Source organism: Flavobacterium arabinosi, assembly GCF_048158725.1.
In the GTDB taxonomy this organism is placed as follows: domain Bacteria; phylum Bacteroidota; class Bacteroidia; order Flavobacteriales; family Flavobacteriaceae; genus Flavobacterium; species Flavobacterium arabinosi.
The window spans coordinates 609,295-624,754 of record NZ_JBLNKX010000001.1 but is presented as its reverse complement, the minus strand read 5'-3'; the positions used below and the strand labels follow the sequence as shown (position 1 = coordinate 624,754).

The window sequence follows — 15,460 nt, the reverse complement described above, 5'->3', positions numbered from 1 at the left end:
TAAAATGATTTAGATTGAAGTATTTTAACAGCAGCAACACATTCGGCATGGAGCGCCAAATGCTAAAGAGATTTGCATGATCAAAAAAGAGATGTATTTGATAGTCTTCAAAATTTATGCTTTTGTTGTGATAAATGTAGTTTTTTAAACTCTACTATTTCTATAGACAAATGTAAGTTATAAATTTAAACCACCAAAAAAAAATTTAATTTTTTTAAAAAAAAGTTAATTTTATCAAATAAAAATGCAGTTTACTTTAATAAAGTCAATTTTAAAAATATTTTAAAATACTAAAAATAAGCATCTTAATTATTAAAATGAAATGAATTTTAGACTTTTAGAAAAAATTTATACCCGGTCAACTTCATCAAACTTTTAGGGAAATGTATATTAAAAATAGCTTTTATAAACCCCTCAAAGGATCTTTAAAGAAAGAGAATCTGACTCTTCTTGGCATAAAAAGTTGTCGCATTCTAATTTTACTCTCCTTTTTAATTCAAATTAACACCCATTTCTAAAAGAAGTCAGGAAGTTAATTTTTTGATGAATCATAAAGCAATTATTCTACAATTTGTTACTTTTGCACCGTTCAAGAAAATTGCCTTGAATATTTTATCGAAAATAAATTTCTCAACTTAAAACTGTTTATAGCATGCAACTGTATAACACCTTAAGCGCAGAAGAAAGAGCCATCATGATTGATGATGCCGGAAAACAACGTCTTACGCTGTCTTTCTATGCTTATGCGCAAATCTCAGATCCAACACAATTTCGTAACGAATTATTCCTGGCTTGGAACGCTCTTGAAGTCCTGGGTCGAATCTATGTAGCCAGCGAGGGAATCAACGCCCAATTATCACTTCCTGCCGATAATTTCTATGCCTTCAAAGATTCCATCGAAGTCTATGATTTCATGAAAGGTATCCGTTTGAATATCGCCGTAGAACAAGATGATCACTCGTTCTTGAAACTGACTGTAAAAGTCCGTGACAAGATTGTGGCTGATGGTTTAGTGGACGAAACTTTTGATGTAACCAATATAGGAATTCACCTAAAAGCCAAGGAATTCAATGAACTTCTCGAAGACCCAAACACCATTGTGGTCGACATGCGAAATCATTACGAAAGTGAAATTGGTCATTTTACCAAAGCCATAAAACCAGATGTTGATACTTTTCGAGAATCATTACCGATTATTGAAGAGCAATTAGCCGAACACAAACAAGACAAAAAACTATTGATGTATTGCACCGGAGGAATTCGTTGCGAGAAAGCCAGTGCTTATTTCAAACACAAAGGTTTTGAAAATGTATACCAACTTGAAGGTGGAATTATTGAATATACGCGCCAAGTAAAAGCCGAAGGTTTAGAAAGCAAATTCATTGGAAAAAACTTCGTATTTGATCATCGCTTGGGCGAAAGAATTACGGATGATATTGTTTCCCAATGCCATCAATGTGGGAAACCTTGTGATGTTCATACGAATTGCGTGAATGAAGGCTGTCATTTACTTTTCATCCAATGTGAGGAATGTGCTACGGCAATGGAAGGTTGTTGTTCAGCTGAATGTGTGAGTGTGATTCATTTGCCGGAAGAGGAACAAAAAGCCATTCGCAGAGGAATAAAAAACGGAAATAAAATCTTCAAAAAAGGAAAATCAGACGTTTTGACTTTCAAAAACAACGAAGAAACGCATGGTATTTTTGTTGCTGACAAACCATCCCGAAGCGTCGGGACTACAATCAAAAAAGAAGCAAAAATTAAGAAAATCTATATTGGAAAAGGAACCCATTTCTTTCCAAAACCAAGTATTGGTCAATTTCTAATTGAAGAAAACGAAATCAAAATTGGGGATACGATTCTAATTAAAGGGACTACAACCGGCGAACAAAAATTAGTAATCGAAGAAATGCTGGTTAACGATTTGGCTCAAGAAAAAGCAGTTTCTGGAGACACTTGTACTTTTAAACTGCCATTCCGAATCCGATTATCTGATAAATTGTATAAGATTTTAGACTAATTTAAATACCTTTAACTCCCTATACTACAATCAGATTAAAAAACTCAAAATTAAAAAAATGAATGACTTATTTTCAAAATCAGCGGTTTTAATTTTACTTTTATCAATGTCGATTGGAATAAATGCCCAATCAAAAAGAAATATAAAACAGGAGGAAACCAATAAAAAAATTGTCTCTACTCTTTATCAATCTTTGTTTGGCGACAAAGATACTTCAGCAATTGACAAATATATTGTAGAAGATTACATTCAGCATAATCCTATGGTGGCGGATGGAAGAAAAGCACTAAAAGAAGGAGTTGAAAAATGGTTTGTGGGTGCGCCAAAGGAAAAAATTGACATTCAACATATAGCCGCTGATGGTGATTTAGTTTTTATCCACTTAAAAGCTAAAGGTGCTGATGGAAAACTTACTTCAGTTGTTGATATTTTTAAACTTAAAAATAACAAAATTGTGGAACATTGGGATGTAATGCAGGCTGTTCCGGAAAAATCAGCAAATATTCATCCTATGTTTTAATTTGTTAAACGATTAAATCCATCGGTTTTAATTCCTATTTCTTATCAAAGCTCCTTGAAACTATCTGATTTCAAGGAGCTTTTTTGTTAAAAGCGCCTTTTTTTAGTATCTGAAAATTTATGATTTTAGTAGTATTTTGACTTTGAAACATTCAATCAAAAAATACTATCTTTACACATTAAACGTTTTAAGAACTTAAGTTGTGCCAGTCACAACACTACATATAAGATTATGGCATGTACAAGTTGTTCAACTTCTGATGGTGGCTCACCTAAGGGTTGTAAAAATAATGGGACTTGCGGCACCGATAGCTGCAATAAATTAACGGTTTTCGATTGGCTTTCTAATATGAGTTTGCCTAATGGCGATGCTCCTTTTGACTGTGTTGAAGTACGTTTCAAAAACGGAAGAAAAGAATTTTATCGCAATACGGAGAAATTAACCTTAAGCATGGGCGACATTGTTGCCACCGTTGCTTCACCAGGACACGACATAGGAATTGTAACTTTGACAGGCGAATTAGTAAAAATTCAAATGAAGAAAAAAGGAGTCAATCATCTAAGCAATGATGTTCCTAAAATCTATAGAAAAGCATCCCAAAAAGATATCGATATTTGGTCCACCGCAAGAGACAAGGAAGAGCCTATGAAGGTTCGCGCCCGTGAATTAGCGATTGCTCAGAAACTGGAAATGAAAATTTCTGATATCGAATTTCAAGGGGACGGATCTAAAGCTACTTTTTACTACACTGCAAATGATCGTATCGATTTTCGTGCATTGATTAAAGATTTTGCTAAAGAATTCAGCACCCGAATCGAAATGAAACAAGTAGGTTTCCGTCAGGAAGCAGCTCGTTTAGGCGGAATTGGTTCTTGCGGAAGAGAATTATGTTGTTCTACTTGGTTAACCGATTTTAGAAGTGTAAATACTTCGGCAGCGCGTTACCAGCAACTGTCTTTGAATCCACAAAAACTGGCAGGACAATGCGGAAAATTAAAATGCTGCTTGAACTATGAGCTAGACACTTACATGGACGCCTTGAAAGATTTCCCAGATTTCGAAACAAAATTAGTAACTGAAAAAGGAGATGCCATTTGTCAAAAACAAGACATTTTCAAAGGACTGATGTGGTTTGCTTACACCAATAATTTTGCCAATTGGCATGTCTTGAAAATAGACCAAGTCAAAGAAATTGTTGCCGAAAACAAACTAAAAAACAAGGTCTCTTCTCTTGAAGATTACGCCATAGAAATCGTGGTAGAACCAGAGAAAAATTTCAATAATGCGATGGGTCAGGAAAGTTTAACTCGTTTTGACCAACCAAAACCAAAGAAAAAACAGAATAAAAAACGTAAACCGGCCGGTGAAAATGCAATTGTAGCAAACAACAATAAACCTGCAAACAACAATAATAATCGTCAGGCTCCAAATGAAAAAAAACCAGTAGCTGCAAAACCTACTGAACCAAGAAAACCTATAATTATTACTAAAAATGAGGCTAAAAAATAGCGTTTTACTTCTTTTGGTGGCAATCCTTTTTTTCTCCTGTGATAAAAAAAGAGTGTTTGATGAATATAAATCTGTTGGAAGCGCATGGCATAAAGACAGTATTGTAACGTTCGATTTACCGGAACTGGACTCTACAAAACAATATAATTTGTTTATCAATTTAAGAGATAATAACAATTATCAATTCAACAACCTGTTTTTGATTGTGGCGCTGGAAAAACCAAATGGGTACACAAAAGTTGACACACTTGAATACCAAATGACAGATCCTGACGGCACCCTGCTAGGCAATGGATTTACGGATATAAAAGAAAGTAAATTGTACTTTAAAGAAAATGCAACGTTCAAAGGAAAATATAAAGTCCATATAAAACAAGCGGTCAGAGAGACTGGTAAAGTTCCTGGCGTGACAGCTTTGGAAGGTATTACTGAAGTAGGTTTTAGAATAGAAAAAAAAGATTAAGAAAGTATTATGGCTATCAAAAAAAATAACAATCAGACAAAAAACATTGATAAAGATATAACCTATTACAAAAAGAAATTTTGGAAAATTTTCTTTTATGGAATGGGTGCCATCGGTTTGTTTTTCTTATTTGCTTCATGGGGACTTTTTGGTTCAATGCCTTCCTTTGAAGATTTAGAAAATCCCGATTCAAACTTAGCCACAGAAATTATTTCAGCAGATGGAGTAGTTTTGGGTAAATATTTTCAAAAAAATAGATCGCAATTAAAGTATTCTGACTTACCAAAAAACCTAGTTCAGGCACTGGTAGCTACTGAAGATGCTCGTTTTTATGAACATTCCGGTATTGATGGCAGAGGAACTTTGAGAGCCATTGCAAGTTTAGGAACAAGTGGTGGAGCGAGTACATTGACACAGCAATTAGCCAAACAATTATTCCACGGAGAAGGTTCTAAATTTTTACCTTTTAGAATTGTACAAAAAATAAAAGAATGGATTATCGCTATTCGTCTAGAAAGACAATACACTAAAAATGAAATCATTGCCATGTATTGTAACGTATATGATTTTGGTAATAACTCCGTTGGAGTAAGTTCTGCGGCAAAAACTTATTTTTCAAAAGAACCAAAAAATTTGACCATTGACGAATCGGCAATATTAGTTGGAATGTTTAAAAATTCGGGTTTATACAATCCGGTAAGAAATCCGGAAGGTGTAAAAAATCGCAGAAATGTCGTGCTTTTGCAAATGGAAAAAGGAAATATAATTACCGACGAACAAAAAGTAAAATTACAAAGTTTACCTATCAAATTAAATTTCAAATTAGAAACACATAAAGACGGTACCGCTACTTATTTCAGGGAATATTTACGTGATTACATGAAAAAATGGGCCGAAGAAAATAAAAAACCGGATGGTTCTGATTATGACATTTACAAAGATGGTTTAAAAATCTATACCACTATAGACTCAAGAATGCAATTGCATGCTGAAGAAGCCGTTTCGGCACATATGGCAAACCTTCAGGAAGAATTTTTTATTCAATCCAAAGGCAATAAAAATGCTCCTTTTGTCAATATCTCTTCTGTAGAAACACAACGAATTCTGAATCAGGCTATGAAATCTTCGCACCGTTGGGAGGTTATGAAGGCAAATGATAAAAGTGATGAAGAAATTATAAAATCATTCAGCGAAAAAGCAAAAATGACTGTCTTTTCTTGGAAAGGGGAAAGAGATACTATCATGACTCCACTAGATTCCATCCGTTATTACAAACACTTTTTACAATCCGGATTGATGGCCATGGAGCCACAAACAGGTAATGTAAAAGCTTGGGTAGGAGGAATTAACTACAAATATTTTCAATACGATCACGTAGGACAAGGAGCAAGACAAGTAGGATCAACGTTTAAACCTTTTGTTTACGCAACAGCTATTGAGCAACTGAACATGTCTCCCTGCGATTCTATTCTAGATGGTCCTTTTATGATTCGAAAAGGGCGCCATCATGTTACCGAAGACTGGGAACCAAAAAACTCTGACAATCGATACCGTGGAATGGTTACCTTAAAACGAGGTTTGGCGAACTCTATAAACACCGTATCAGCAAAGTTAATTGACAAAACTGGTCCGGAAGCAGTTGTAGAATTAACCCATAAATTAGGGGTAAAATCCGAAATACCGGTACAACCTTCCATTGCTTTAGGAGCTGTAGAAATAACCGTTGAAGACATGGTAGCTGCTTACAGCACCTTTGCCAATCAAGGAGTTTATATGAAACCACAATTTATAACAAGAATTGAAGACAAAAGTGGTGTTGTAATCTACGAACCAATCCCGGAATCACATGATGTCTTAAATAAAGACATCGCTTTTGCAGTCATCAAATTATTAGAAGGTGTAACCGAAGGCGGTTCAGGTGATCGTTTGCGCACAACAGGTGGCGGAAGCGGTGACAATCGTTGGACCGGTTATCCTTATTCATTCAGAAACCCTATTGCAGGTAAAACGGGTACCACTCAAAACCAGTCTGATGGTTGGTTTATGGGAATGGTTCCCAATCTTGTAACTGGAGTTTGGGTAGGCTGCGAGGATCGTTCGGCTCGTTTCAAAAGCATTACTTATGGTCAAGGAGCAACTGCAGCTCTTCCTGTTTGGGGTTATTTCATGAAACTTTGTTATGCTGATCCAGGTCTTCACGTATCCAAAAGCGATTTTGACAGACCCGCAAATCTTTCCATAAAAGTAGATTGTTATACACCTCGAGCTGTCGTAAAAGACACTACCGATGTCCAACAGGACACTGAAGAATTTGAATTGTAAAATTTTTATTAGGAGCTATTTCCAGCTGTACACTGTATCTTTCTGGTGCTGAATTTGTTTCAGAATACTGAAACAAATTCAGCACCAGAAAGGATGCCGTTCCCTCCCGAAGTTTCGGGATGGGCTAAAAAACATACTATGATCAATAAAAAAGTAAACACCGTTCAAGACGCACTTCAAGGAATTGAAAACGGAATGACCATAATGCTGGGCGGTTTTGGACTATGTGGAATCCCAGAAAACTCCATCGCCGAATTAGTAAAAAAAGAAAACAAGGATTTAACCTGTATTTCTAACAATGCCGGTGTAGATGATTTTGGTCTTGGATTGCTTTTGCAAAAACGTCAAATCAAGAAAATGATTTCTTCCTATGTAGGAGAAAATGCTGAATTTGAACGTCAAATGCTTTCCGGTGAACTCGAAGTGGACCTTATTCCTCAAGGAACACTTGCAGAACGTTGTCGTGCGGCACAAGCAGGAATTCCAGCTTTTTTCACTCCCGCAGGTTATGGAACCGAAGTAGCTGAAGGTAAAGAAGTACGTGAATTCAATGGAAAAATGCACGTTATGGAACATGCTTTCAAAGCTGATTTTGCCATTGTAAAAGCTTGGAAAGGTGACGAAGCCGGAAACTTAATATTCAAAGGAACTGCAAGAAATTTCAATCCTTGTATGGCTGGAGCAGCAAAAATCACCATTGCCGAAGTAGAAGAATTATTGCCCGCAGGAAGTTTAGATCCAAATGAAATTCATACTCCAGGAATACTTGTAAATAGAATTTTTCAAGGTGTGAATTATGAAAAAAGAATTGAACAAAGAACCGTGAGAAAAATTTTCTAATTATGGCTTTAGATAAAAATCAAATTGCAAAACGCATTGCCAAAGAATTAAAACACAACTATTACGTGAATCTCGGAATCGGAATTCCAACATTAGTGGCTAATTATATTCCAGAAGGAATTGACGTTGAATTTCAAAGTGAAAACGGAATTCTCGGTATGGGTCCATTCCCTTTTGAAGGCGATGAAGATGCTGATTTAATCAATGCAGGAAAACAAACCATAACTACTTTGCCCGGAGCAAGTTTCTTCGACTCAGCATTCAGTTTTGGAATGATTCGTGGACAACATGTTGACTTAACAATCCTTGGTGCAATGGAAGTTGCCGAAAACGGTGATATTGCCAACTGGAAAATCCCCGGTAAAATGGTCAAAGGAATGGGTGGCGCAATGGATTTAGTGGCTTCAGCCGAAAATATTATTGTAGCCATGATGCACGTTAACAAAGCCGGTGAATCTAAAATACTTAAAAAATGTACGTTGCCATTAACAGGTGTAGGTTGCGTTAAAAAAGTAGTTACTGAATTAGCCGTTTTAGAAATAACACCGCAAGGTTTCAAACTCTTGGAACGCGCACCAGGTGTAACCGTAGCACACATCATCGCTTCTACTGAAGCAAATTTAATTATTGAAGGTGACGTTCCGGAGATGGTTATTGATTAAAATCAACACTTTTATAAAACATAAAACCACGAATTTCAAGATTGAAATTCGTGGTTTTATGTTTTATAATTCCTCCCCTTTTTAGTTTAAAAAAACCAAGTCGCTACAAAAATAGCAGTAATCACACAAATTAAATCGACTATAAGCATCGTTCCTAAGGCATAACGAGTATTTTTAATATTTACTGACCCAAAATAAACGGCTATCACATAAAAAGTACTTTCGGCACTACATTGAAAAATACTACTCAATCTTGCCGTTAAGGAATCGGCTCCAAAAGTATTCATCGAGTCAATCAAAAAACCTCTTGATCCGGCCGAACTAAAGGGACGAAGTAAAGCGACCGGTAAAGCGTCCGTAATTTCCTTACTTACACCCATATTAGAAAAAATGAAAGCGATCCAATTGCTTATAATTTCAAATAAACCACTGTTTCTGAATAAAGAAATGGCTACTAACATGCCCAAAACGTATGGAAAAATAGTCACGCCAGTTTTCACACCATTATTGGCTCCCACTACAAAACTTTCAAAAACTGTAGTAGATGCCTCAGTAAATTTTTTCTCATGAATAAACGAAAAAATCAAGGTAAAGGCAATAATTCCAATTAATATTAAAGCAGAAAGATTAGACGTGAAATAGTTTTTTCCAATTAAATCCAAATGATTTACATACATCAACAAACCAACAATTGCTGCTATTAATGTTATCAATACGATAACCAAAGAAGCACTTTTGAAATTGATTTTTTGTTTGATTCCAACTATCAGAAAAGCCGCAATTGTTCCTATAAAAGAAGTAATAATACAAGGCAACATTACATCCGCGGGATTACTTGCATTTGCAGCAGCCCGGTATCCTATAATAGAAGTAGCGATTAAAGTAAGACCTGAAGCATGCAAACACATGAACATAATTTGTGCATCACTCGCCTTGTCTTTATCTGGATTTATTTCTTGTAAACTCTCCATGGCTTTTAGACCAAAAGGAGTTGCGGCAGAATCTAATCCTAAGAAATTGGCAGCAAAATTTAAGGTCATATAAGAAATGGAAGGATGGTTTTTGGGAATACTGGGAAACACTTTTACAAAAACGGGACTCAATGCTTTAGCCAACTTTCCTGAGGCTCCTGAAATGATTAAAAGTTCCATCAATCCACAGAAAAAAGCCAAATAAGCCATCAGCGGAAGGATTAATTCTAGCAAAGTACTTTTACAAGTTGGCAATAAACCATCTGATTTTTGAACACCACTATATATTTTTACGGTTTTGTTCTTATAAACATAAGTTGTGTCAGGATTTAGCGTATCCCGATTGATAATCATGGTTTGTTCTGGAGCTTTTTTGATGCTGTCTTTAATAAAGGCAGGAAGCTGTTCTGCGAATTTCTCTGAAATCAGAATTGGATCATCTTTCTTTCCATTCAAAACGTGGTCAATGGTATAACTGTCTCCAGAAAACAAACTAAACACTACAAATACAATTGCTGAAATAAAAATAACCAACCAGAATCTACTCAGTACCATAATTTATAATTTTTGTAAATGTAATTATTTATTAATAAACCCAATCAGGGTTTTGAACCCTGATTGGGTTGCGACAATTTAAACATGAATAATTTCGTCCTCAATCAACAATTCTTCTCTACGTAATCTTAAGAAAATTTGCGCCACGGCAATGGTGTCTTTCTCGCAGTAGGTTACAATGCGGTCAATATCTTTATCTACATAAAAAACATGTCCTACTTGACTGCCATCGATATCGCCTTTTGGAGAAGGAATTCCGAGTACTTTACACATTAATTTTAAAGAAGTATAATGTTTATAATCTCCGAATTTCCATAATTCCAACGTATCCAAATGTGGGATTTCCCAAGGTTTTTTTCCAAATAAATTCAGTTTGTTGGGAATGGCAATTTGGTTGATAATCATGCGTCGGGCAATGAAGGGGATATCAAATTCCTTGGCATTATGACCACACAAAACGTGTTGCGGCTGATTGAAATGATTGTTTAGCAGATTGATAAAATCATGTAGAATTTTCTTTTCTTCTCCAAAAAAGGAAGTTACCCTAAAATTCCGAATATCGCCTTTAATCGTAAAATACCCCACGGAAATACAAACGATTTTACCAAACTCGGCCCAAATTCCCGCACGTTCATAAAAATCCTCCGGACTGTATTCATCTTTGCGCTGGTATTGGGTTTTGTGCTCCCAAAGGTCTTTCATTTCCGCATCCAGAGCATTGAAATCCTCCGCTTCCGGAACGGTTTCTATGTCGAGAAACAGGATGTTATTGAGGTTTATTTTTTCTATCATTTTTATGGCACGCAGATGACGCGGTTTTTACAGATTTACACGGATTTCCTTAACCGAATATAAGGAATTTATTGACAAAAAACTAAAACAAACTTTGTTGTGTCGTTGGGTTTTCATGTTCTAATAGCCATTTTTTACGCCACAAACCGCCTGCATATCCTGTAAGTGAACCATCTGTTCCAATGACTCGGTGGCAGGGAACGACAATCCAAAGTGGGTTTTTTCCATTGGCAGAAGCCACTGCTCGAATCGCTTTGACATCGCCTAATTTTTTGGATAAATCCATATAACTACATGTTTTCCCAAATGGAATTTCGAGTAATCCTTTCCATACTTTTTGTTGGAATTCAGTTCCTTTTGGATTCAGGGCAAAATCAAAATCGGTTCTTTTTCCCTCGAAATAATCGTTGAGTTGCGAGATCGCTTCTTGTAAAACAGTTGGGATTATTGTTGAAACGGTTCCTTCATCACTAACTGAAATTACCGAAATACCATTTTCATCGCCAATGATTGTTGCCATTCCTAAAGGTGTTTTGATATAAGCCGTTTCCATATTTTAAAGATAAAAAAATTAACCACAATGTTCCTGTAGAAGACACAAAGATTGTAAAGAAATAAAAAATTGAATCGTGTTAGAAATAAAAAAACCATTCGATTACACGAATGGTTCTTGTTTTATAGCCCCGACAGAAGGGAAAATCCTTTTATTTTTTTCTTTAAAAAATAAAAGATTGGAATGATCGCGGGATTAGTTCCATATTTTAGACTAAATCTATTTCAGATTTGAATAAACATATGCTTCTAGCGCCTGTAATTCTTCGTCAGTAAACGTTTTTGTAAGGACAAGATTAGGTTTCATTAATGCATATTGAGAAGCATCAACAATAGGTTCACTCTTCTCTTTTAGGAAAGTGACTATATTTCCGTTTTTCTCTTTATATATTTTGGCTATATCTTGTAAACTTGGCCCTATTAGCTTCACATCTGTTTTATGACAAGAGATACAAGTTCCTTTTCCTTCAAAGATTTGTTTCCCTAATTGTTCTGGTGTTTGAACTTCTTCTGCCATTCCTTCAGAAGATGCTGCCTCTGATGCTGCAGGCTCTGCTTGTTTTTCAGTTGGTTCAGCTTCTTGCTTTTTACAAGAAAAAGCTAAAAATGCGATTGCAATTATTAATACTCTTTTCATTTTGGTTTTTTTTAGTTTTCTCAAAAATAATTTATTTTTTGAAATTAAAATCAAAAAAATGAAATAAAATTATTAGAATCAAAAAAATCTGAATTTATTTGTTCAAAAGTACGGCTGCTTCTTTAGCAAAATAGGTCGAAATCAAACTTGCTCCTGCTCTTTTGATGCACATTAATTGTTCCATCATAATTTTATCATGATCGAGCCAACCTCTTTCGGCAGCAGCTTTAATCATGGCGTATTCCCCTGAAACATGATAGACCGTTACGGGAACATTCACCGCATTTTTAACCTCACGAACGATGTCTAAATAGGCAATTCCTGGTTTTACCATCACCATATCGGCACCTTCTTCTACATCCCATAACGCTTCTTTAATGGCTTCAATGCGATTGGCATAATCCATTTGGTATGTTTTTTTATCTTTTGGAATTTCAGTGGCATCAACAGGAGCACTGTCTAATGCATCGCGGAACGGTCCGTAAAAAGCAGACGCATATTTTGCCGAATAACTCATTATGCCTACGTTATGAAAACCGGCAGCGTCTAAACCTTCGCGCAAACGCAGCACGCGTCCGTCCATCATATCCGATGGCGCTACAAAATCGGCACCAGCTTGCGCATGAGAAACGGCCATTTTAACTAAAGCATCAACAGTCGAATCATTTTCTATATCGCCGTTTGCAATAATTCCGTCATGACCATAAATAGAATAAGGGTCTAAAGCCACATCAGGCATTACAATCATTTCCGGACAAGCCGTTTTAATGGCACGAATGGCGTTTTGCATTAATCCGTTTGGGTTCCAAGCTTCGAGTCCTGTATTGTCTTTTAAATTTTCACTGACTTTTACATAAATATTGACCGCACGAATGCCTAAATCGAATAATTCACGGATTTCTATTACTGTTAAATCGATAGAACGACGAAATATACCTGGCATAGAAGCAATTTCCACTTGTACACTTTCACCTTCAGCAACAAACATGGGAAACATAAAGTCAGCTGGACTTAAACTGGTTTCACGAACTAAACTTCTAATGGATTCATTAGTTCTTAATCTTCTGCCTCTGTGTAATGGGAACATATATTTTTGTTTAAAGTTTCAGGTTTAAAAGTTAAACCCATTTAAAATTTAAAATTCAAAATAAATCTAAAGCCAGTCTCTTGGATTTTCTAAAACTTGTACTAACTTTTCTTCTTCGCTTCCGGCTTCTGCATGATGGTCGTATACCCATTGTACATGTGGTGGTAAACTCATCAGGATACTTTCGATTCTTCCGTTAGTTTTTAGTCCAAATAAAGTGCCTTTATCGTGAACCAAATTGAACTCTACATAACGACCACGGCGGATTTCCTGCCACGTTCTTTGCTCGGGAGTGTAGGGTAAATTTTTTCTTTTTTCTACAATTGGAACATACGCTTCGAGAAAACTATTGCCAACTTCTGAAACAAAGTTGAACCAGTTATCCATAGACATAATCTCCGTTGCTTTGCAATAATCGAAAAACAATCCGCCGATTCCACGGGCTTCATAACGATGAGCGTTCCAAAAATAGGCATCACATTGTTTCTTGTATTTTGGATAAAACTCCGGATTGTGTTTGTCGCAAGCAGCTTTACAGGTTTGATGAAAATGAATGGCATCTTCTTCAAACAGATAATAGGGTGTTAAATCCTGTCCGCCACCAAACCATTGCTGAATTACATTTCCGTTGTCATCGTACATTTCGAAATAACGCCAATTGGCATGAACCGTAGGAACCATTGGGTTTTTTGGGTGCAAAACCAAACTCAATCCGCAGGCAAAAAAATCAGCTTCACCTACATTGAACATCTTCTGCATCGCTTCCGGTAATTTCCCGTGAACTGCCGAAATATTGACACCGCCTTTTTCGAAAACTGATCCTTTCTCAATCACTCGAGTTCTTCCACCGCCACCCTCCGGACGTTCCCAAAGGTCTTCTCTAAATTTAGCTTGACCTTCTACCGCTTCTAATCCTTTACAGATTTGGTCTTGAAGGTTTTGTATGTATTGATAAAATTGTTCTTTCATTATAAATTTGCTTTTGCTGCAGCTATTTTACTATTAATTCCAAACGAAAATATTTTGCTTTCCTTTTGAATGTAGTTGTAAATGGCAATCGCTTTTTCAGAAAAATCAAACGGATTGTCTTTCGAACCAATCACTAAAAAATCAGCAAGTTGTTCTAACTGATTCCAATCCAAATGACACCGTAATAAATGTGTGATTAAGTCCTTTTCACTACAATCGATCAGACTTTGAATGTTTAATCCAAAGTCTTTCAATTGATCTTCTATCTCGATTTTATCTTCTAAATTCCAAAACTTAGGCACAAAAACGATGGAAAGCAATGTCTTTAGTACATTGTCTATTCGCGTACTTTCCTGGTCTCGTAATCCTTTGTTTAGCATTTTTTAATTATTTATTATTCAACGGATTAAAATCCGTTGCTACACGACACGACGTTCATATGGAACTTTTACGCACTTCTAAGAGCCATAGGCTGTACATTTTCTAAGGCTGGATTTAGTCCAGTTTTCTGAAAAATGTTTACTACTGATTGTATTCCTTCACCGCATCAATAAACGCTTTCGCATGATCCACAGGAATATTTGGTAAAATTCCGTGACCTAAATTCACGATGTATTTGTCTTTTCCGAATTCATCGATCATTTCATGTACCATTTTCTTGATAACCGGAATTGGAGACAACAATCTTGACGGATCAAAATTTCCTTGTAATGTGATGTTTCCACCTGATAAGTATCTTGCATTTCTTGGAGAACAAGTCCAGTCAACACCTAATGCTGATGCTCTACTTTTTCCCATTTCGCCTAATGCAAACCAACATCCTTTTCCAAAAACAATTACTGGGGCATCATCAGCTAAAGCTTCAATGATTTGGTTGATGTATTTCCAAGAGAATTCCTGATAATCCACTGGAGATAACATTCCGCCCCAAGAGTCAAAAATTTGCACAGCGTTTACTCCTGCTTTTACTTTTTCTTTTAAATATAAAATAGTGGTATCGGTAATTTTTTGTAATAAAACATGTGCTGCTTCTGGATGTTGGAAACAAAATCCTTTGGCCATATCAAAACTTTTAGAACCTTTCCCTTCCACTGCATAACACATAATTGTCCAAGGAGAACCTGCAAAACCAATTAATGGCACCTCATCATTCAACATTTCTTTGGTCAATTTGATAGCGTCAAAAACGTATTCTAATGTTTCATTAACATCTGGAACGATTACTTTTTCTACATCTTGAATCGTACGAATAGGATTTGGCAAAAACGGACCAAAATTTTCTTTCATCAACACCTCAATTCCCATGGCCTGCGGAATTACCAAAATATCCGAAAATAAAATCGCAGCATCCGGAGCAATTCTTCGTATTGGTTGTACGGTGATTTCTGCAGCTAATTCTGGAGTTTGACAACGGGTAAAGAAATCATATTTATCACGCAAAGCAATGAATTCCGGCAAATATCTTCCCGCTTGACGCATCATCCAAACTGGTGGACGTTGTACTGTTTCTCCTTTTAGTGCTCTTAAAAATAGGTCGTTCTTAATCATGTATTTAAATTTT

Annotated in this window: 15 protein-coding genes; 7 read left to right on the top strand and 8 right to left on the bottom strand. The window is 36.0% G+C overall.

The genetic code is table 11. The features are described from left to right. Positions 1-652: 652 nt before the first annotated feature. The 7 genes from trhO (at position 653) to ACM55K_RS02520 (ending at position 8,336) form a co-directional block, all read left to right on the top strand. Complete coding sequence (gene trhO / locus ACM55K_RS02550; RefSeq protein ID WP_416848681.1) at positions 653-2,020, top strand: oxygen-dependent tRNA uridine(34) hydroxylase TrhO; 1,368 nt, start codon at positions 653-655, stop codon at positions 2,018-2,020. 58 nt (positions 2,021-2,078) lie between these two features. Continuing rightward, positions 2,079-2,540 carry a nuclear transport factor 2 family protein gene (locus ACM55K_RS02545; RefSeq protein WP_416848680.1) on the top strand — a complete coding sequence of 154 codons (462 nt, stop codon included), beginning with the start codon at positions 2,079-2,081 and terminating at the stop codon, positions 2,538-2,540. A 231-nt stretch (positions 2,541-2,771) separates the two neighbouring features. Continuing rightward, positions 2,772-4,049 (top strand): PSP1 domain-containing protein, encoded by a 1,278-nt coding sequence (locus tag ACM55K_RS02540; protein WP_416848679.1) that lies wholly within the window; start codon positions 2,772-2,774, stop codon positions 4,047-4,049. Next, positions 4,033-4,512 (top strand): gliding motility lipoprotein GldH, encoded by a 480-nt coding sequence (locus ACM55K_RS02535; protein ID WP_416848678.1) that lies wholly within the window; start codon positions 4,033-4,035, stop codon positions 4,510-4,512. Before ACM55K_RS02540 ends, ACM55K_RS02535 begins: the two co-directional genes overlap by 17 nt. Before the next feature lie 9 nt (positions 4,513-4,521). Then, a complete protein-coding gene (locus ACM55K_RS02530; RefSeq protein WP_416848677.1) occupies positions 4,522-6,834 on the top strand; it encodes a penicillin-binding protein 1A in 2,313 nt (770 codons plus the stop codon). Between the two features lie 138 nt (positions 6,835-6,972). Then, the gene (locus ACM55K_RS02525; protein ID WP_416848676.1) at positions 6,973-7,674 is read left to right on the top strand and encodes a CoA transferase subunit A; all 702 of its coding nucleotides are present in this window, start codon (positions 6,973-6,975) and stop codon (positions 7,672-7,674) included. 2 nt (positions 7,675-7,676) lie between these two features. Continuing rightward, on the top strand, positions 7,677-8,336 hold the full coding sequence (locus tag ACM55K_RS02520; protein WP_416848675.1) for a CoA transferase subunit B: 660 nt from the start codon (positions 7,677-7,679) through the stop codon (positions 8,334-8,336). An 86-nt stretch (positions 8,337-8,422) separates the two neighbouring features. On the opposite strand, the gene ACM55K_RS02515 is transcribed toward ACM55K_RS02520, so the two are convergent. The 8 genes from ACM55K_RS02515 to hemE all read right to left on the bottom strand — a co-directional run bounded on the left by ACM55K_RS02515 (position 8,423) and on the right by hemE (position 15,447). Then, entirely contained in the window at positions 8,423-9,862 is a 1,440-nt protein-coding gene (locus tag ACM55K_RS02515) for a nucleoside recognition domain-containing protein (RefSeq protein WP_416848674.1), read from the bottom strand. A 78-nt stretch (positions 9,863-9,940) separates the two neighbouring features. Then, positions 9,941-10,654 (bottom strand): 3'-5' exonuclease, encoded by a 714-nt coding sequence (locus ACM55K_RS02510; RefSeq protein ID WP_416848673.1) that lies wholly within the window; start codon positions 10,652-10,654, stop codon positions 9,941-9,943. Positions 10,655-10,736: 82 nt separating this feature from the next. Then, on the bottom strand, positions 10,737-11,207 hold the full coding sequence (locus ACM55K_RS02505; RefSeq protein ID WP_416848672.1) for a methylated-DNA--[protein]-cysteine S-methyltransferase: 471 nt from the start codon (positions 11,205-11,207) through the stop codon (positions 10,737-10,739). Positions 11,208-11,426: 219 nt separating this feature from the next. Beyond that, on the bottom strand, positions 11,427-11,843 hold the full coding sequence (locus tag ACM55K_RS02500; RefSeq protein WP_416848671.1) for a c-type cytochrome: 417 nt from the start codon (positions 11,841-11,843) through the stop codon (positions 11,427-11,429). Positions 11,844-11,937: 94 nt separating this feature from the next. Continuing rightward, positions 11,938-12,930, bottom strand: coding sequence for a porphobilinogen synthase (gene hemB / locus ACM55K_RS02495; RefSeq protein WP_416848670.1), 993 nt, complete (start codon positions 12,928-12,930; stop codon positions 11,938-11,940). Between the two features lie 66 nt (positions 12,931-12,996). Then, the gene (gene hemF, locus ACM55K_RS02490) at positions 12,997-13,899 is read right to left on the bottom strand and encodes an oxygen-dependent coproporphyrinogen oxidase (protein WP_416848669.1); all 903 of its coding nucleotides are present in this window, start codon (positions 13,897-13,899) and stop codon (positions 12,997-12,999) included. Next, positions 13,899-14,279: a hypothetical protein gene (locus ACM55K_RS02485; protein ID WP_416848668.1), complete on the bottom strand. Its 381-nt coding sequence runs from the start codon at positions 14,277-14,279 to the stop codon at positions 13,899-13,901. The genes hemF and ACM55K_RS02485 overlap by 1 nt, the downstream gene beginning before the upstream one ends. A gap of 142 nt (positions 14,280-14,421) precedes the next feature. Continuing rightward, a complete protein-coding gene (hemE, locus tag ACM55K_RS02480) occupies positions 14,422-15,447 on the bottom strand; it encodes a uroporphyrinogen decarboxylase (RefSeq protein ID WP_416848666.1) in 1,026 nt (341 codons plus the stop codon). Positions 15,448-15,460 lie beyond the last annotated feature (13 nt).